We start from the raw sequence: 18727 nt of genomic DNA on the forward strand, positions 1-18727 counted from the left end.
TCCAGAATCAGATTACTGCGCCGGCCGACTGCCAGCGAAAAATAGTTACTTGAAAACCACCGTCTTGTTGCCGTGGATAAAAACCCGCTCCTGCAGGATCAATTGCAGCGCGCGGGTGAGCACCAGCTTTTCCACATCGCGCCCGGCATCCGCCATGGCATCGGCGGAATAGGCGTGGTCCACGTGAATCACGTCCTGCTCGATGATCGGTCCCTCGTCCAGGTCGTCGGTGACAAAATGCGCAGTGGCACCAATGATCTTGACCCCGCGGTCGTACGCCTGCCGGTACGGGCTGGCACCGATAAAGGCGGGCAGAAACGAGTGGTGGATATTGACAATATGCCCGCGGTAACGATCCACGAACGCCGGCGTCAGCACGCGCATATATTTGGCCAGCACCAGGTAGTCCGGCGCGTAGCTGTCCACCAGCTGCATCACCTGCTCCTCGTGCCGCTCCCGCTCCAGCCCCTCGGCGGGCAGGCAGTGAAAGGGAATGTGGAACTTCTCCACCAGCGCGCCCAGATCCGGATGGTTGCCGATCACCGCGGCGATCTCCACATCCAGCGCACCGGCATAGCACTTCATCAGGATATCGCCGAGGCAGTGGGGCTCTCGGGTGACCATCAGCACCAGCCGTTTGCGACCGCTGGTCATCAGCCGGCGCTCGGCGCCGTCGGGCAGCGCCATATCCAGGTCTTCCAGCAGGGTGGTCTCGTTGAAATTCCCCTCCAGCGCCGTGCGCATGAAGAAGCGGCCCCGCTCCCGGTCCACGAACTCGTCGTTCTTGGTGATATTGAGCTGGTGCTTGTAGCAGATGTTGGTAATCTTGGCGATCAAACCCTTGGCATCAGGGCAGTCGGTCAGCAGTATCTTCTTTTCCATGGTCGAAAATCAGGCCAAATGTCCGGGGTTCAGACTATACACTATGGGGTTAATTCACTTCACACTCTGTCTAACCATCTGATCAGGGGAACCATGGACAAGAAACTCTTCGCCGAACATATCGCGCTGCTGCGCAGCCGCTACGACGCCATTCTGGACCAGTGCGGCTTCGACACACTGAACGTCTACAGCGGCCGCCCCAAGGTCCAGTTCCTCGACGACAACAACTACCCCTTCAAGGTCAACCCCCAGTTCAAGGCGCTGGTGCCGGTCACCGACAACCCCCACAGCTGGGTCATCTATCGCCGCGGGCAGAAGCCCAAACTGCTGTTCTACCGCCCGGTGGACTTCTGGCACTATGTGCCGCCGGCACCGCAGACCTTCTGGAGCGACGAGTACGAGATAGAGCTGCTGAGCAAGCCGGACGAGGCGAAACCGTTTCTCCATGCCGACAATGCCGCCTTTATCGGCGAGACCGACGGCCTGGAAGACTGGCCCCTCGGCGAAACCAACCCGGAGCAACTGATCAGCCGCCTGCACTGGGCCCGCGCCTACAAGACCCCCTACGAGATGGCCTGCCTGCGCGACGCCAACCGCATCGCCGTGGGCGCCCACAGAGCTGCTGAGGACGCCTTCCGCAGCGGCGCCAGCGAATTCGAGATCAACCTGGCCTACCTGAAAGCCGCCGGCCAGGGGGAAAACCGCATGCCCTACGGCAATATCGTCGGCCTCAACGATCACGGCTCGATCCTCCACTACACCCACCTGTCGGACAAGCGCATCCCGGAAGCGCAACTGAGGAGCTTCCTGATCGACGCCGGTGCCGATAGCCACGGCTACTGCGCCGATATCACCCGCAGCTACGCCTATCGCGACGGCGAATTCGCGGACCTGGTGGCAGCAATGGATATCATGCAGCAACAGTTGGTCGGGCAGATGAAAGTCGACCTGCCCTACCCGGACCTGCACCGCGACTGTCACCTGAAAGTGGCGGATATCCTGAAACGCTTCGACCTGATCAAATCCTCACCGGAGAGCGCGGTGGAATCCGGCCTCACCGGCACTTTCATGCCCCACGGCCTGGGCCACTTCCTGGGCCTGCAGGTACACGACGTGGGCGGCCACCAGAGCGGGCCCGAAGGCGGCACCAACCCGCCGCCGGCGGACTCCCCCTTCCTGCGCACCACCCGCACCATCGAGGCGGAGCAGGTGTTCACCGTCGAGCCCGGGCTCTACTTCATCGATAGCCTGCTGGGGGACCTGAAGGATTCCGGGCTGGCGGGCGAGGTGCACTGGGACAAGGTGGAAGAGCTCCGCCCCTTCGGCGGTGTGCGTATCGAGGACAATGTGATCGTGCATGCAGATCGGGTGGAGAATATGACGCGGGATTGTTACGCGGAGTCGTAGCGGAACCCGCGACTCGCAATGAGCCGGCCGCCCCTGCAGACCGGGTTTTCCGGCCCGGGAACTCCGCAGGAGCGGTCCGGCCGGGAGTGGCCGGTGACCTCCATCAATGCCAACGCCGCAGCCTGTGCCCCCAGGCGGCGTAAAACAGGATAAACAGGTAGCAGGGCAAGGCAATCCAATAGCCGGCTACTGTCTCTCCACTAACCTCGGCAATCTTGCCGAACAGCAACGGAATCAATGCCCCGCCGGCGATTCCCATAATCAGCAACGCGGAACCCTGGGCGGTGAACCGGCCCAGCCCATGCAGGGCCAATGGCCAGATGGTCGGCCAAACCAGCGCGTGCGCCAACCCCATCAGGGCGACGAACGTCAGGCTATCCGGTAGCGTCGGGACACCGGACCAACCCCACAGCACACTGGCGATGCCGTGGCTCTCCACTGAGGCAAAAAGCACACCGATAACACAGAGCCCACCGGCAACCGCCGATGCGAGCAGTGCTCGCGACTGGCTGACAAAGCGCGGAATGGCGACGATCCCCACCAGGTACCCCACCACCATGAAGGCCATGGTGTAGGCCGTCAGCGAGGCAAAATTGGCTACACCCAAGCGCTCGCCGTAGAGACCGATGGTATCGCCGGCAATCACCTCCACGCCCATATAGGCGAACAGCGCCAGCGCCCCCAGCACCACCTGCGGAAACTGCCAGATACCGGATCCGGGTTCGCTGCCCCCGGAATTGCCGTCCTCGATCTCCGGCAGCGGCGAGAGCTTCACCAGCAAAACCAGCAGCGCCAGGAGGATGGCCATGTAGAGGTAGGGCGCAATCAACCGGTCCGCCACCCCCTCGAGCCTGGCCACGCGCTCGACCTCCGACAGCTGGGCAATGACCTCCGAGTTGAGATCGGTCAGACCCGACAGCACCAGCGCGGAAAAAACGAGCGGCGCCAGTACGCCGGCACTCTTGTTGATAATGCCCATTATCGCGATACGGGTAGCCGCGCTCTCCGCCGGCCCGACCTTGACCACATAGGGATTGGAGGCGGTCTGCAGAATGGTCAGTCCCGTCCCAAGCCCGAACAATGCCAGCAGGAACACCGGGTAGCTGCCGATCTGTGCCGCGGGGATAAACACCAGTGCCGCCACTGCCATTATGCCGAGCCCGATCGCCATGCCATCGCGATAACCGGTACGGCGCAGGATAAAGGACATGGGCAACGCCATCACCGTATAGGCGATATAAAAGACGAAGGTTACCAGCAGCGCCTGAAAGTCGTTCAGGTCGCAGAGAATTTTCAAGAATGGAATCAGCGAGCCGTTCAGCCAGGTGACAAAACCGAAGATAAAAAACAACACGCCGATAATGGCCATCGGCACCAGGCTGTTGCCCGATTCGCCGGGGATATTTTCACGAATAGTGGTAGTTCCCATTGCGACACCCGCATAGAGTTATTTTGATTAAAAAAGGCCGCCGGGCTGGCGGCCAAGGTGCGAGATGGACGAGTTTCGTAGGGTGCGCCGTGCGCACCGATGCCACTGGCTTCCGAGCCAACACCGACCGGTGCGCGCGGCGCACCCTAGGTGTGAAGCCCTATCACTGAAAGTGCCTCTAGAAGTTCGCACTGACACCGAGGTTGAACAGTCGTCCATAGCGCGCCAGGTGGCTGACCTGGTCCGGGCGCTCGATATAGCCCCAATTGCGCTCGTTGGTAATATTGTTCACGCTCAGGCTCACATTGATGTTTTCGGTCCAGTCGTAATCGGCACTGAAATCGTACTGGCCGTAGTCCGCATCCCAGCTGGGGCCACCCCAGGCCTCGGGATTGGTCATCACCTTGCCGCGCCAGTTGTAAGCCAGCCGCGCCTGGAAGGCATCGTCCTCGTAGTAGAGCACCGCGTTGTAGGAGTTCTTCGGCATGCCCTGGAATGGCAGCCCGGCCTCGCGGCGTTCGCGGTCCTCGTATTCGCTGCCCACATAGGTGTAGTTCAGCTGTACACCCAGACCGCCAAACGGCTCTGGCAATATACCGCCGAAAGACTGCTGGTAGGTCAGCTCGGCACCGCGGATCTCGGCGCCCTTGTCGCCGTTGATCGCGCTGTAGACGGCGAAGTTGCGACCGTCGATGGTGCGACTGCCGTTGCGGCCGGATTCGATAAAGGATTCGATATCCTTCAGGAACAGGGTGCCGGTCAGGGCGCCGTAATCGGAGAAATACCACTCCAGTCCGGTATCCCACTGGTCGGCGCGCATTGGCTCCAGCCCCGGGTTGGAGGTATAGAGCTCGAATTCACGCAGGTTCATATAGCTGTAGGCCGTCAGCGAGTCGATACCCGGCCGGGTGATTACCTTGGCGGCGCTGAAACGATAGATGAGATCGTCGCGCAGACTCCACTTGAAGTTCAGGCTCGGCAACACGTCGGTATAGGAATCTTCGAAATCCATCCGGTACTGGTAGTCGGACTCGTCGCCGACATACTGCAGTTCCCCGGGTTCATCCGACGCCTCGAAACGCACGGCATCCGGATCCAGGGAGAAACCGGAGCTGTTGACCGTGGTCTCGATCGCGCGCAGCCCCAGGTTCAGAGTGAAGGGCCGCGCCCAGAGTTCGCTCTGCAGGTCGGCCTGCACATAGGCCGCCAGCGTAGTCTCGCCCACGGAAAAGGAATCGTTGGGGCGGAACTGCGCCTTGACCAGGTCCTCTGTCGCCTCCGGGCTGATCGACTGGTAGAAAGCGTACAGCTTGTCGTAGTCGAAACTGGCCCAGGGCGCCGGGTGCGAGCCGGCCTCGCCATCGAGGAAATTGTCGAAGCGCGGTGCCACCAGCACGTCGGCGGGCAGGCGGAACAGATCGAAGCCGGCGATATTTTCCGACGCGGACATATCCGGGTCGTATTCCGGGTAGTTCTCGAACAGGGCGCCGGCATTGCTGAAGATGGACGGGTTCACGGAGGAGTAGGAATCCCGCTCCTTGGTCTGGTCGCCGTAATTGATACCGAATGCCACCGACGACACGATCGAATCCAGCGGCACCCAGTCGCCGTCGAACTTGAATTCGCTCACCTCGTCCCGGATTTCATCACCGGAGTTGTAGCTGTAGTGGGCACCGAACGGCGATGTGTGGGAGAGCGCCGGCTTCATGGTGATATCCGGCAGTAGGTTACCGCCGGACTGGTCGATGCTGATCTCGTCAACGAAACCGCGTGCGACGATATAGCGATTGTCGCCATTGTTGGTGTTTTCGGATGCCGAGTGGGAGACATCTACGGCCAGAGTCAGGTTGTCGCGGATATGCCAGGCCACATTGTTGCCGACCTGGAAGGTCTCGGTCTTGCGCGGGCGCGAGGTATTCAGTAGCTCGGCCATGGCCCCGTCGCCCAGGGTCAGCGCATTGACCAGCCCATCGCCGTCGAAGCCCAGGTCGGTGACATTGGGAATGCCCGGCGTCCAGCTTTCATCGTAGGTCACAAACGAAATTTCGTACTGCTCCCCGTTGGTGTCGTAGGCGGAGTAGAGGCTGTCGAAATTGACCTCGATATCATCCCGCGGCCGCCACTGCAGCGCCAGGCTGGCGCCGGCGCGCTCTCGGGTGTCCTGCCAGTTGGTGTAGCGCACATAACCGGGAATGATGGAGCCGTATTCGCTGTCTACTGCCGGATCGAATTCACCGTCGCCGTCGACATCCTGGCGCACGGTGATCCAGTCCTCTTCGTCCAGGTTATAGAATCCCTCGCCCTGGTAGGCGTCGGTGCGCAAGGTGCGCTCGGAGTAGACCCCCGTCAGCAGTGCGCCGAAGGTGCCGTCGGCAAAGGTATTACTGACCAGGAAGGAGGCCTGCGGATTCATGTCCTCGGTGCGGTCCTCGTAGATCCCCTTCACGGAACCGGACACCTTCAGGCCGGAGAAATCCAGTGGCCGGCGGGTGCGGATATTGATCACCGAGCCGATACCGCCCTCCTGGGTTTTCGCCACCGGCGACTTGTAGACCTCGACTCCCTTCAACAGCTCGGCGGCGATCAGGTCGTAGTTGAAGTCGCGGCTACTGTGTTCCGAGGCCATGCGGCGACCGTTGATGGTGGTCACGTTGTAGTCGCCACCGAGGCCGCGCACCGTGATATTCTGCCCCTCGCCCGCATTGCGTGTAATGGTGACACCGCTCATGCGCTGCAGCGCCTCGGCGATATTCTGGTCCGGGAACTTGCCGATATCCTCGGCCATTATCGCGTCCACTACATTGACCGAGTTTTTCTTGATATCCAGCGACGATTTGATACTGCTGCGGATACCCGTCACCTGGACTTCCTCGACGGTACCGGCGTCTGCCACCGCCTCGCCGGAATCCTCCTGTGCAAAACCCTGTGCGCTGTAAAGCAGCGAACAGACAGCCAGGCTCAGGTACTTTTTCTTATAGTATTGCATCGGTTTCCCCTTCTGATTTTTTATCAGTTTTATCGATTCGGGTACCTCAGGTTTGTGCGACCACCCTCTAGAGAGCTCCCTTGAGAGTCCGCTTGAGACCTGTACGGAAGTCGGCTTCTGTGCAGGTCTCAAACAGGTTCTAAGAAACGATCCCCAGCGGTTCGGCTGTCCGCCAGCGGCCGCGGGTGAAATCCGGAAAGTCCACGCTGTTGCCGCGGTCGCTGACCGACATCTCAGACAACGGCGTCACCACTGACCAGGCCGCCGCGTCGTAGACATCCTGATCCAGTGGCTCGCCATTGCGCAGGCAATACACCAGGCGCCAGAACATCAGGAAGTCCATGCCGCCGTGTCCGCCATTCGCCACGGCCTCGCGGCCCATGCGCTTCCACAGCGGGTGGTCGTACTTGCCATACCAGTGGTCCATGTCGCGATCCCACTCGTGGAAGCTCTTGCGGCCCCCCTCTTCCAGTGCGATGCGGCTGGGAAAGCCGGCGAAGACACCATTGGTGCCCTGAATCAGGTTGTGGCGGCTGTAGGGTCTGGGCGTGGTGGTGTCGTGCTGGACCATGATGGTCCGCCCCTTTTTGGTCTTGATCAGGCTGGTGTTGATATCGCCGGCGATATAGTTGAGTTCGTTGCGCTGGTGGTCAGCTGGGAATTCCCGCCCGGCGTAGGCAGCTCGGCCCAGGGCCGGGCTGCTCATGGAATTCATGTAATCAAAGCGGTCGCCCCGGTTGATATTCAGATACTGGGCGACGGGGCCGAGGCCGTGGGTGGGGTAGAGGTTGGCGTTGCGCTTCGCGTGCCACTCGGTGCGCCAGGAGCCGGTCTTGTGCTCCATCTCCTTCATCTGCCAGCGTAGTTCGTGGATATAGGCCGCCTCGCCGTGCAGCAGCTCGCCGAACAGCCCCTGGCGCACCATATTGAGCACCATCAACTCGTCGCGGCCGTAGCAGACGTTCTCCAGCATCATGCAGTTTTTCTGCGTGCGCTCGGCGGTATCCACCAGCTGCCAGCACTCCTCGACGGTGGTGGCCACGGGCACCTCCACCAGCGCATGCTTGCCGCTCTGCATCGTCTCTACGGCCATGGGCGCATGCCAGCGCCAGGGGGTGGAGATGACCACTATGTCGATATCGTCGCGCTCGAGCATGTCGCGGTATGCGTAGTCGCCCTTACCGTAGGCGTCCGGCCGCGGCAGGCCCTTCTCCGCCACCAGGTTGACGGAGCGATCCAACACCTCTTTATGGGTATCGCAGATCGCCTTGATTTCGACGCCATCGATATGACAGAAGTGCTTGACCGAACCGCTGCCCCGCTGGCCCACGCCGATAAAGCCGACCCGGACCCTGTCCATGGCCGGCACCGCCAGGCCCATCACGGATTTGTTGCCGGAGGCGGGCGCCGCGTTGCCGCGCGGGGCACAGCCGTAGGCCGCGGTGGCCGCCGCTGCGGCGAGGCCGGCGCGCAGGAAGTTTCGACGATTGATCGATTTCATTATTGTCACCTTGCTGTCCAGAAACCGGGGTATCCGTTGCCACCGGACAATAACCAAGGGCATCAGAACGATCAACAACAAAATGCTTCAAAAGCTTTCGATTTAAATCGCACCAGAACACAAACAAAACCAAATTAAATGTATAAATTATTGTTTTTAATGTAAAAACAACAAACGAAAGACTTCGAAAAGAAATTCTCATTGAAAGATAACGAAACCTTCGTAGAATAGGTGGAAAAGAAATGCCACAGACGGACAAGACGGCGATGAACACCATCGAAAGGCGGCACGACATAGTCCAGAACACCCTGAACGAGGGCCGGGTACTGGTCCCGGAGCTGGTGGAGAAGTACGGCGTCTCCGCGGTAACCATCCGCGGCGATCTGAACCAGCTGCACAAGAAAGGGCTGGTGGTGCGCACTCGCGGCGGCGCCGTCGCCAACAACCGCATCACCGAGGAGCTGTCGGTGCAGGAGAAGCACTCGGAGCACCTGGAGATCAAGCGCAAACTGGCCAACGCCGCCGTGGCGGAGATCCGCGAGCGGGAGTCGATCATTCTCGACTCCGGCACCACCACCGCGGAAATCGCCAGGCAACTGCACGGCTTCCGCCGCCTGGTAGTGATGACCAACGGCCTCAACGTGGCCCAGAACCTGGTGGGGGCGGAGGGCGTGGAGCTGCTCACCACCGGCGGCACCCTGCGCAAGAAATCCCTGTCGTTCTACGGCCGCCAGGCGGAGGACGCCCTGCAGCGCTACCACTTCGAGAAGGTGATACTGGGCGTGGACGGCTTCGACTTTCACGCCGGCATCACCACCCACTTCGAATACGAGGCCATCCTCAATCGGCTGATGTGCAGCGTCGCGCGAGAGGTGATCGCGGTCACCGACTCTTCCAAGTTCAACCGCTCCGGCGTGCATCGGATCTGCGGCTTCGAGGGCCTCCACACACTGATCACCGACGACGGTATCCCGGACAGCTTTGCCCGCGCGCTGGAAGAGGAAGGAGTGCGCCTAGTAATCGCCAACTGACCGCAGTCATTTCTTTCACCGGGCGGCCGCGGCCGCCCGACATTCACTCGAACCAAGGGAATTACCGTGCTGACACTGCAACAGCTGATCGCCGCCAACCGGCGGGGGGAGCCCCGCGGCATCTACGCCATCTGCTCCGCCCACACGCTGGTACTGGAGGCGGCGATGGAACAGGCCGCGGCGGACCGCACGCCGCTGCTGATCGAGGCCACCGCCAACCAGGTCAACCAGTTCGGCGGCTACACCGGCATGACGCCGGCCGACTTCCAGGACCATGTAATGACCCTGGCCGCGCGCAGCGGCCTGCCCGCCGAGCGGGTGCTGCTCGGCGGCGATCACCTGGGCCCGGTGTGCTGGCAAAAGGAAACGACGGAACAGGCGATGGCGAAAGCGCGCGAACTGATCGCGGCCTATGTCGCGGCGGGCTTCGGCAAGATCCACCTGGACTGCAGCATGCCCTGCGCCGACGACACACTGCCGCTGGCGGACGAACTGATCGCCGCCCGCGCCGCCGACCTCTGCCGGGTGGCGGAAGAGACTGCGCGTCGGGAATTCGGCCGCAGCGACATCGTCTATATCGTCGGCACCGAGGTGCCGCCGCCAGGCGGCGCCAGGGAGGCGATCGACGAACTGGAAGTCACCGACCCTGCCCTGGCGCGGGCGACACTGGAAAAACACCGCGCCGCCTTCCTGGAGCAGGGGCTGGACGCGGCCTGGCAGCGGGTCATCGGCCTAGTGGTGCAGCCGGGTGTCGAGTTCGACCACACATCGATCGTCGACTACCACCCGGAAAAGGCCGAACAACTGAAAGCGCTGATTCCACAGGTGGACAATATCGCCTTCGAGGCCCACTCCACCGACTACCAGAACCAGCACAGCTACAACCAGCTGGTGCGCGATCACTTCGCCATCCTCAAGGTCGGCCCGCAACTGACCTTCGCCCTGCGCGAGGCGCTGTTCGCCCTCAGCTATATCGAGGAGCAACTGCCCGCTATGGAAACCCGCTCCGGGCTGCGCCAAGTGTGCGAACAGCAGATGCTGGCGCGGCCGGAATACTGGCAGTCCTTCTACACCGTGGACGAGGAGCTGCAGCCTCTCTACCGCCGCTTCAGCTACAGCGACCGCATCCGCTACTACTGGCCGGATGAGAAGGTCCGGGAGGCCACGGAGCAACTGCTCACAAACCTGCAGACACACACGATTCCGCTGCCGCTGATCAGCCAGTTCTTCCCCGAGGAGTACCGCGAGATCCGCAACGGCGAACTCGCCAACAACGCCACCGCCCTGGTCAGGGCCAGAATCAGGAAAGTCACCGCGTCCTACGCCCAGGCCTGCTGGAAGCAGTAGAGGTTTATTCATGTCATCCACCCTCGCTATCGATCCCGAACAACTGCGCGAGCGCAACGGCTACTGGACCGCGCGGGAGATCGCCCAACAGCCGCAGACCTGGCGGCGGGTCGCGGACCTGGTGGACAACCAACGCGCCGACCTGGAGGCCTGGCTGGCGCCGCTGCTGGCACAGCCGCGGCTGCGCATTGTGCTCACCGGCGCCGGCACCTCCGCCTATGTCGGCGAAACCCTGGCCCCCTACCTGAGCCGCAAACTGGCACGGCCGGTGGAGGCCATCAGTACCACCGACCTGATGGGCAACCCGGACCAGTACCTGCTGCCGGACTACCCCACGCTACTGGTGTCCTACGCCCGCTCCGGCAACAGTCCGGAGAGCGTCGGCGCCTACCAACTGGCGGACCAGCTGGTAGACAACTGTTACCACATGGTGGTCAGCTGCAATCCGGACGGTGAACTGGCGGAGCGCGCCGCGGGCCGCGACAACAGCTATTCGCTGCTGATGCCAGAGGAAACACTGGACCGGAGCTTCGCCATGACCAGCAGTTTTACCGCGATGATGCTGGCCACGCTGACGCTGTTCAGCCCCGATACCCGGCAACTGGAAAAAACCATCGCCGCCGGCAGCGACCTGCTGGAGACACAACAGCAAACCCTGCGCGAGCGGGCACAACTGGACTTCCACCGCATCGCCTTTCTCGGCAGCGGCGGCCTCAAGGGCATCGCCACCGAGTCCGCGCTGAAAATGCTCGAGCTGACCGCCGGCCAGATCGACTGCCACGCGGAGAGCCCGCTGGGATTCCGCCACGGCCCCAAATCCATGGTGGACGAGCGCACCCTGGTAATGCTGTTCGCCAGCGGCGACGACTACACCGGCCGCTACGACGACGATCTCTACCGGGAGCTGCAGCGGGACGGCACCAGCCCGTGGATCTTCTCCGCGACGGACCTGTTCGACACGGCAGGCCTCGACGACGCCTGGTTGTCTTTCCCCTATATCCTCTGCGCGCAGCTGCTGGCCTTCTACAAGTGCCTGGCCCTCGACATCACCCCGGACAATCCCTGCCCCAGCGGTGAGGTCAACCGGGTGGTGCAGGGTGTGACCATTCACCCTTTCACGCCGGAGGCCGCGCAGTGATTTACGGCCTGGATATCGGCGGCACCAAGATCGAGTTTGCGCGCTTCAACCAAAAGCTGCGCAAACTCGACAGCCGGCGCGTCGACACCCCCACCGGCGATTTCCGGGCCTTTATCGACACGCTGGTGGAGCTGGTCGAGAGCGCCGATCGCCAACACGGCACTGCCGCGCCGCTGGGCGTGGGTATGCCGGGGCTGGTGGACCGTGACGGCCGCTCCCTGTCCGCCAATGTGCCCTGCGCCAGCGGCCGCAACGTGGCCCGCGCGCTGGGAGAACGGCTGCGGCGGCCGGTGGCGATTGAGAACGACTGCCGCCTGTTCGCGCTGTCCGAGGCCCGCGGCGGCGCCGGCAATGACCACCGCCATGTGTATGGCGCCGTGCTCGGCACCGGCGCCGCCGGCGGTTTGGTGGTGGACGGTGAGCTCTACCGCAGCCGCCAGGGCATCGCCGGCGAGTACGGCCACCAGCAACTACCGGCGCGGCTGCAGCAGAAATACGAGCTGCCGCTGCTGCCCTGCGGCTGTGGCCTCAGCGGCTGTATGGAGAGCTATATCGCCGGCCCCGGACTGGTATCGCTGCACCGGCATTTTGCCGCGCAGTCGCTGACGGTGCCGCAACTGGTGCAGCGCTGGCGTGCCGGCGAGGCCGCAGCGGCACACACCATGGAAGTTTTCCTCGACCTGCTCGGCGCCGCCTTCGCCAACCTGGCGATGGCCTGCGATCCGGACATCATCGTGCTCGGCGGCGGCCTGTCCCATATCGAAGAACTCTATACGCGGCTGCCGGCCACGATAGAACAACACCTTTTTTCCGGCTTCCGCGCTCCCGCCCTGGCACCGCCGAAATTCGGCGACGCCAGCGGCGCGCGCGGCGCCGCCCTGCTTGTACAGAGCCATGAATCAGAACAACTACTGCCTGAAAGCGAAACAGATCCTGGCTGAAGAACGGGATTACAAATACCACTACCTGCAGATCCGCGACGGCAAGATCGCCGCGATAGCCGCGCAGCCCGATCCGGAACTGCCGCTGATCGATCTCGGCGAGGCAACGCTGATCCCCGGCCTGATCGACCTGCATATCCACGGCCGCGAGGGTTGCGATGTGATGGACGCGCGCATGGATTCCATGGCCACCATCTCCCGCTCCCTGGCCGCGCACGGCGTAACCGGATTTCTCGCCACCACGGTCACCAGTTCCTGGAAGGAAACCCTGGCCGCGATGGACACCCTCGGCCGCGCCGCGCAGATGCGAATGCCCGGCGCCCGGGTGCTGGGCGGTTACAGCGAGGGGCTGTTTTTTACCAACGAGCACAAGGGCGCCCACAACGAGCGCTATTTTCTCGCCCCCACCCGCGATCGCATCGACCAACTAATTGCAGCCTCCCACGGCCAGCTGAAGGTGCTGGCGCTGGCGCCAGAGATAGAAGGCGCACGGGAAATTATCGGCTACCTGCGGCAACAGGGCCTGCGGGTCATGCTCGGTCACACGGACGCCAACTACGACCAGACCAGCGCCGCCCTGCACGCCGGCGCCTGCGGCGGCGTGCACGTTTTCAACGGTATGCGCGGCATCCACCACCGGGAACCGGGCTGTACCGGCGCGGTGCTGATGGACGACGCCAATGTGGAAGTGATTGCCGACGGCGTACACCTGCACCCGGCGATACTGCAGATGATCTGCAAGCTGAAAGAGCGGGAGCAAATTACGCTGATCAGCGACTGTATCAACGCCGGCGGCCTCGCCAACGGGCGCTACACGCTGGGGAAGATGGAAGTCGCACTGGAAAACGGTATCGCCAGGACCGACAGCGGTTCGCTGGCGGGCAGCACCCTGACGCTGGAAAGGGCCGCCGCCAACCTGCACAAACTGGCCGGCATCGACTTCCGCGACGCGGTGCATATGGCCAGCCTGTCGCCGGCGCAGTTTCTCGGCATCGACCACCACACCGGCTCCATCGCCACCGGCAAGGATGCGGATATTGCCGTGCTCGACGACGACGGGCAAGTGCGGGCGACGCTGCATCGCGGCGAATGGATTTACGACAACCCGACCGAAACCAACATGTAGGAGCGGCCCCTACGGATTCCACTGATCGCGCCACAGGCGCAACCAATCGCCTCCGTTTACCATTTTCCGGCAAAAGACTGCATGCTTACCTTGCCATTCTAATAACAAGGGAAACACCATGAAGCACAATATCTCCGCCGCCTTGGCCGCGGCCCTGCTCACACTCAGCGGCAGTCTCCACGCCGACACCCTCGAGTACGTCTTCTACGACAAGGAAGGCGTCGCCGGCGGCGAAATCGTCGAACGCAACGGAACGGAAGTCTCAGGCCAATTGAAACTGGGCTGGAACAACCGCCGCCTGAAACTGGAGGAATCCTTCCACGTCGACGCGCAGCAAATGCCTCAGAAGCTGCAGATTTCCGGTATCAGTCCCTTCGGCGCACCGGTAGAGGAGCAATTTTCGATCGAGGGCAAAACCGCGTCCTGGTCCGGCAGCGACGAACAGGGCAGCGCCGAAATATCCAGCCCCCACTTCTATGTACCCAAGAACCAGACCCTGGCGCTCAGCGCACAGCTAGTCAGGGCGCTGCTCGCCGACGACGACCAGCACGTAGATCTGCTACCCCAGGGCAGCGCCAGCCTGCACCAGTTGGACGAACTCACCCTGGAGCAGGGCGATAAAAAACAGACCGTCTACCTCTACGGCGTCAGCGGCCTGTCACTGACACCGGAACTGGCCTGGTACGACGCCGACGGCGACCTGTTCGCCTCCGACAGCGGTGGCTGGTTTGCGATACTGCGCAAAGGCTGGGACAAGTCCCACCTGGAAGAGCTCAAGCAGCGCCAAGTGCGCGCCGCCGATGCCTACCTGCAGAAGCTGGCCACCAAACACACCCACAAATCCGCCGCGCCGATACTGCTCGAGCATGTGGACCTGGTGGATGTAGAAGCGGGCCAACTGCTGCCGAACCGCCACCTGCTGATCCAGGGTGGCAAGATCCGCCGCATCAGCAAAACGCCGATCGAGGCCAAAAAAAACGCTACGGTTATCGATGCAAAAGGCAAGACGCTGATCCCCGGCCTCTGGGATATGCACGGCCACCTGAGCCTGCAGGACGGCGCGCTGAATATGGCTGCCGGCGTGATCAATGTGCGCGATATCGGCAACACCCACGAAAATATCATGCGGGTCAGCGAGCAGTTCGCCTCCGACAAGGTAATCGGTGGCAAGGTCTACCGCGCCGGCTTTATGGACCGGGAAAGCGAGAACGCCATGCGCCTGGGCAAGACCGCCACCAGCCTGGAACACGCCAGGGAGATCGTCGACTGGTACGCGGAGCGCGGCTACGGGCAGATCAAGACCTACAGCTCCATGGAACCGGAGTGGATAGCACCGCTGGCCGAGCATATCCACAGCAGGGGGATGCGCCTTTCAGGACACATACCGGCATTCATGACCGCGGAACAGGCAGTGGATGCCGGCTTCGACGAGATCCAGCATATCAATATGCTGTTCCTGAACTTTATGGGGGCCATCGACACGCGCAAGAAGCTGCGCTTTACCGAAGTCGGCGAACACGCCCACGAACTGGACCTGGACAGCCCGGAAGTGGCGGCCTTTCTCGACAAGCTGGCCGCCAAGGGCACGGTCGTGGACGCCACCCTGACGATTTTCCGCTCCATGCTGCAGCGCCGCGCCGGCCAGTTAGACCCGGAATACACCGGTATCGCCGACCACCTGCCGGTGAACCTGCGCCGCCGGTTTGTCGGCGCCGAGCTGGATATCCAGCCGCAACACCGGGACGACTACCACCATTCCACCGCGGCACTGCTGCAGATGGTGCGCAAACTGCACGAACACAAGGTGCGCATGGTGGCCGGCACCGACGGCCTGGCCGGCTTCACCCTGCTGCGCGAACTGGAACTCTATTCCGAATCGGGCATCCCCAACGCCGACGTGCTGCGCACCGCGACACTGGAACCGGCGCGGGTGGTGGGTGCCGCCAAGCGGACCGGCAGCATCGACCTGGGCAAGGATGCGGACCTGGTACTGCTCGACGGCAATCCGCTGGAGGATATCCGCGCGCTGCGCAACACGGCGCTGGTGATCGAGGGGCAGAACCTCTACAAGCCGGACGAACTCTACGAGGCGCTGGGCATAGAGCCGTTTTACGAGTCGCTGGCGTTTGACCTGGGTAAAGGGTCCGTGATCGCCACCAAGTAAGCGTATCGCGGCGCGACCGGCCCCGCCGATAGCCGCGATCCCATCGCGGCCATGGGCCGCTCCTACATATCACCGTTCCCGACCTTTCTTACAGGAGCGGCCGGACCGCTCCTACAGACAACCTAAAGTCGGGTATCGCCGGAATAGCGGAAGGGACTTGTAGGGGCGAACCTTGTGTTCGCCCAAACCGGGCTGCCAGCCGCCCCAAGCGATCAGGCCAACTCCGCCCGCACCGCGCGCGCCGCCTCCACCATATTCAGCAGCGACGAGCCCACCTCGGCCCAGTTGCGGGTCTTGAGGCCGCAGTCCGGGTTGACCCAGAGCCGCTCCGCCGGCACCGCCTCGGCGATTTTCTGCAGCCGCGCCACCAGTTCCTCGCGCTCGGGGACATTGGGCGAGTGGATATCGTAGATACCCGGGCCGATCTCGTTCGGGTAGCCGCCCTGCCCGCCGGCAAAGGCCTGTAACAAACGCAGATCCGAGCGCGCGGACTCGATGGTGATCACATCCGCATCCAGCGCCACGATCGCGTCCATGATCGCGTTGAAGTTGCTGTAGCACATGTGGGTGTGGATCTGCGTTTCCGGTTTCACCTTGCTGCAGGTGTAGCGGAAGCAGGCCACCGCCCAGTCGAAATAGCCCTTGTGCTCGGACTCGCGCAGCGGCACGCCCTCGCGCAGTGCCGGCTCGTCGATCTGGATGATGCCGATATCCGCGGCCTCCAGATCGAGGACTTCCTGTCGCAGCGCCTTGGCAATCTGCAGGCAGCTCTCGCTGCGCGGGATGTCCTCGCGCGGGAAGGACCAGTTGAGGATGGTCACGGGCCCGGTGAGCATGCCCTTGACCGGCTTCTTCGTCAGGCCCTGGGCGTAGGAGCTCCATTCAACTGTCATCGGCTGCGGCCGCGAAATATCGCCGAAAATGATCGGCGGTTTCACGCAGCGGGAACCGTAGCTCTGCACCCAGCCGTTGCCGGTGTGCACGAAGCCGTCCAACTGCTCGCCGAAATACTCCACCATATCGTTGCGTTCCGCCTCTCCGTGCACTAGCACATCCAGGCCGAGGATTTCCTGGCGGCGCACCGCCTCGGCGATTTCCGCGCGCAGGTGGTCCAGATAGTCCTGTTCGGAAATCTCGCCACTGCGAAACTGGCGTCGCGTCTTGCGCAGCAGGTCGGTCTGCGGGAAGGAGCCGATGGTGGTGGTGGGCAGCAGCGGCAACTGCAGTTTCTCGCGCTGCAATGCGGCCCGCTCGGCGTAGGGCTGCGCGCGCCAGGTATCGGCCAGTTCTTCGGCGACAGAGGCGGACACGTCGGCATCGGCCGCCGGCGCAATCTCTGCATCGCTCTCGCCGTTCAGCAGCGATTGCAGTTGCTGCAGTTCGTCCAGTTTCTGGCGCGCGTAGGCCAATTTTTGCAACTGTTCGGGGGGAAGTTTCGTTTCCGTCTCCAGATCCACCGGGCTGTGCAGCAGCGAGCAACTGGCGGACAGCCACAGGCGCTCGCCCAGTTTTTCCGCCAGCGGCTGCAATTGGCGCTGCCATTTGCCCAGGTCGCCGCGCCAGATATTGCGGCCATTCAGCACGCCCACGGACAGCACCTGCTCCGCGCCCAGGGCATCGGCGGCTTCCGGCAGTTCCTCGGGCGCGCGCGCACAGTCGATATGTACACCGGCCACCGGCAGGCCGAACGCCAGGGTCAGGTTTTCCCGCAGCGGGGAGAAGTAGGTGGCCAGCAGCAGCTTGACCGGCGCGGCCGCATCCAGCTTTTGAAAGGCGGGGGCGAAGGCGTCGCGCCACTGGGCCGGCAGGTCCAGGCCCAGGATCGGCTCGTCGATCTGTACCCAGTCGACGCCGGCCTCAGCCAGTTGCTGCAGTAACTGCTCGTAGCAGGGCAGCAGTTTTTCCAGCAGCGCCAGGGCATCTCCCTCCGCGCGCCCCAGCCACAGGTATGTCAGCGGGCCTATCACCACCGGCTTGACCCTGTGTCCCTGCTTCTGCGCCTCGCACACTTCGTCGAGCAGCCAGTCGCTGTTCAGTTCGAAAGCCTGGTCGGCGGCAAACTCCGGCACCAGGTAGTGATAGTTGGTATCGAACCACTTGGTCATGGCGTTGGCCGCCACCGGCTCGCCGGACGGCGCGCGGCCGCGGGCCAGGCGGAAATACTGGTCCAGGCTGTTGTCGGCGGCACCTTCGCGAAAGCGCGCCGGCACGGCGCCGAACATCAGCGTGTGGTTCAGCACCTGGTCGTACCAGGCGAAATCACCCGCGGTGACGAAGTCCAGGCCGGCATCGCGCTGCGCCTGCCAGTTGGTCCGGCGCACCTCAGCGCCGGCTTTCAGGAGCTCCCGCTGGGAGATTTCGCCGCGCCAGTAGGCCTCCTGGGCCTTTTTCAGTTCGCGCTGCGCGCCGATGCGCGGGTAGCCGAGGATATGTGTCTGTGTCATCCGTATTCCCCAAAGTCGTTGATTCTCTGCATTGGATCGTCATACCGGCGCAGGCCGGTATCCAGATCGGCCCCCACTGGATTCCGGCCTTCGCCGGAATGACGATGTCGTCCTGGCGCCGGCGTTGCCGGCGCGCCCTCTCCCCCGGCCCCTCTGACTCGCGCCATCCCTGGCGCTCGCCCGCTTCGCGGGCGCCTTCGGCACCCAAATTTGATCCCGTCAAATTTGTCCCGGCGGGAGAGGAGTGCCAAGGGTTGGCAATTCGGGGTTGATTCTGCGCCCATGGTGATATTCAATCAATTTCATATTTTTTGCCCAAAACATGAATATT

General features: G+C 62.7%; 12 protein-coding genes. 7 read left to right on the forward strand and 5 right to left on the reverse strand.

Annotation, left to right across the window (positions count from 1 at the left end; genetic code table 11):
* Positions 1 to 45 precede the first annotated feature (45 nt).
* A complete protein-coding gene (purU, locus tag OQE62_RS00130) occupies positions 46 to 882 on the reverse strand; it encodes a formyltetrahydrofolate deformylase (RefSeq protein ID WP_265719949.1) in 837 nt (278 codons plus the stop codon).
* A 93-nt stretch (positions 883 to 975) separates the two neighbouring features.
* Here purU and pepQ point away from each other — a divergent pair, with 93 nt between their 5' ends.
* Positions 976 to 2289, forward strand: coding sequence for a Xaa-Pro dipeptidase (gene pepQ / locus OQE62_RS00135; RefSeq protein ID WP_265719950.1), 1314 nt, complete (start codon positions 976 to 978; stop codon positions 2287 to 2289).
* A gap of 103 nt (positions 2290 to 2392) precedes the next feature.
* Here the strand turns inward: pepQ and OQE62_RS00140 are convergent, their stop codons facing one another.
* The 3 genes from OQE62_RS00140 to OQE62_RS00150 all read right to left on the reverse strand — a co-directional run bounded on the left by OQE62_RS00140 (position 2393) and on the right by OQE62_RS00150 (position 8205).
* Positions 2393 to 3718, reverse strand: coding sequence for a sugar MFS transporter (locus OQE62_RS00140; protein WP_265719951.1), 1326 nt, complete (start codon positions 3716 to 3718; stop codon positions 2393 to 2395).
* 178 nt (positions 3719 to 3896) lie between these two features.
* Positions 3897 to 6704, reverse strand: coding sequence for a TonB-dependent receptor (locus OQE62_RS00145; protein ID WP_265719952.1), 2808 nt, complete (start codon positions 6702 to 6704; stop codon positions 3897 to 3899).
* A gap of 139 nt (positions 6705 to 6843) precedes the next feature.
* Positions 6844 to 8205, reverse strand: coding sequence for a Gfo/Idh/MocA family protein (locus OQE62_RS00150; protein ID WP_265719953.1), 1362 nt, complete (start codon positions 8203 to 8205; stop codon positions 6844 to 6846).
* 242 nt (positions 8206 to 8447) lie between these two features.
* On the opposite strand from OQE62_RS00150, the gene agaR reads away from it, so the two are divergent.
* From agaR to OQE62_RS00180, 6 genes are all read left to right on the forward strand, one after another.
* Positions 8448 to 9236: a transcriptional repressor AgaR gene (gene agaR / locus OQE62_RS00155; protein ID WP_265719954.1), complete on the forward strand. Its 789-nt coding sequence runs from the start codon at positions 8448 to 8450 to the stop codon at positions 9234 to 9236.
* A gap of 66 nt (positions 9237 to 9302) precedes the next feature.
* The gene (locus OQE62_RS00160) at positions 9303 to 10583 is read left to right on the forward strand and encodes a D-tagatose-bisphosphate aldolase, class II, non-catalytic subunit (RefSeq protein ID WP_265719955.1); all 1281 of its coding nucleotides are present in this window, start codon (positions 9303 to 9305) and stop codon (positions 10581 to 10583) included.
* A 10-nt stretch (positions 10584 to 10593) separates the two neighbouring features.
* Positions 10594 to 11721 (forward strand): SIS domain-containing protein, encoded by a 1128-nt coding sequence (locus tag OQE62_RS00165; protein WP_265719956.1) that lies wholly within the window; start codon positions 10594 to 10596, stop codon positions 11719 to 11721.
* Positions 11718 to 12662 (forward strand): ROK family protein, encoded by a 945-nt coding sequence (locus OQE62_RS00170; protein ID WP_265719957.1) that lies wholly within the window; start codon positions 11718 to 11720, stop codon positions 12660 to 12662. The genes OQE62_RS00165 and OQE62_RS00170 overlap by 4 nt, the downstream gene beginning before the upstream one ends.
* Positions 12616 to 13788 carry an N-acetylglucosamine-6-phosphate deacetylase gene (nagA, locus tag OQE62_RS00175; RefSeq protein ID WP_265719958.1) on the forward strand — a complete coding sequence of 391 codons (1173 nt, stop codon included), beginning with the start codon at positions 12616 to 12618 and terminating at the stop codon, positions 13786 to 13788. Before OQE62_RS00170 ends, nagA begins: the two co-directional genes overlap by 47 nt.
* 118 nt (positions 13789 to 13906) lie before the next feature.
* Positions 13907 to 15952: an amidohydrolase family protein gene (locus tag OQE62_RS00180; protein WP_265719959.1), complete on the forward strand. Its 2046-nt coding sequence runs from the start codon at positions 13907 to 13909 to the stop codon at positions 15950 to 15952.
* A gap of 212 nt (positions 15953 to 16164) precedes the next feature.
* Here the strand turns inward: OQE62_RS00180 and metE are convergent, their stop codons facing one another.
* Positions 16165 to 18396, reverse strand: coding sequence for a 5-methyltetrahydropteroyltriglutamate--homocysteine S-methyltransferase (metE, locus tag OQE62_RS00185; protein ID WP_265719960.1), 2232 nt, complete (start codon positions 18394 to 18396; stop codon positions 16165 to 16167).
* Positions 18397 to 18727 lie beyond the last annotated feature (331 nt).

This window comes from Microbulbifer halophilus, from assembly GCF_026183675.1.
In the GTDB taxonomy this organism is placed as follows: Bacteria; Pseudomonadota; Gammaproteobacteria; order Pseudomonadales; family Cellvibrionaceae; genus Microbulbifer; species Microbulbifer halophilus.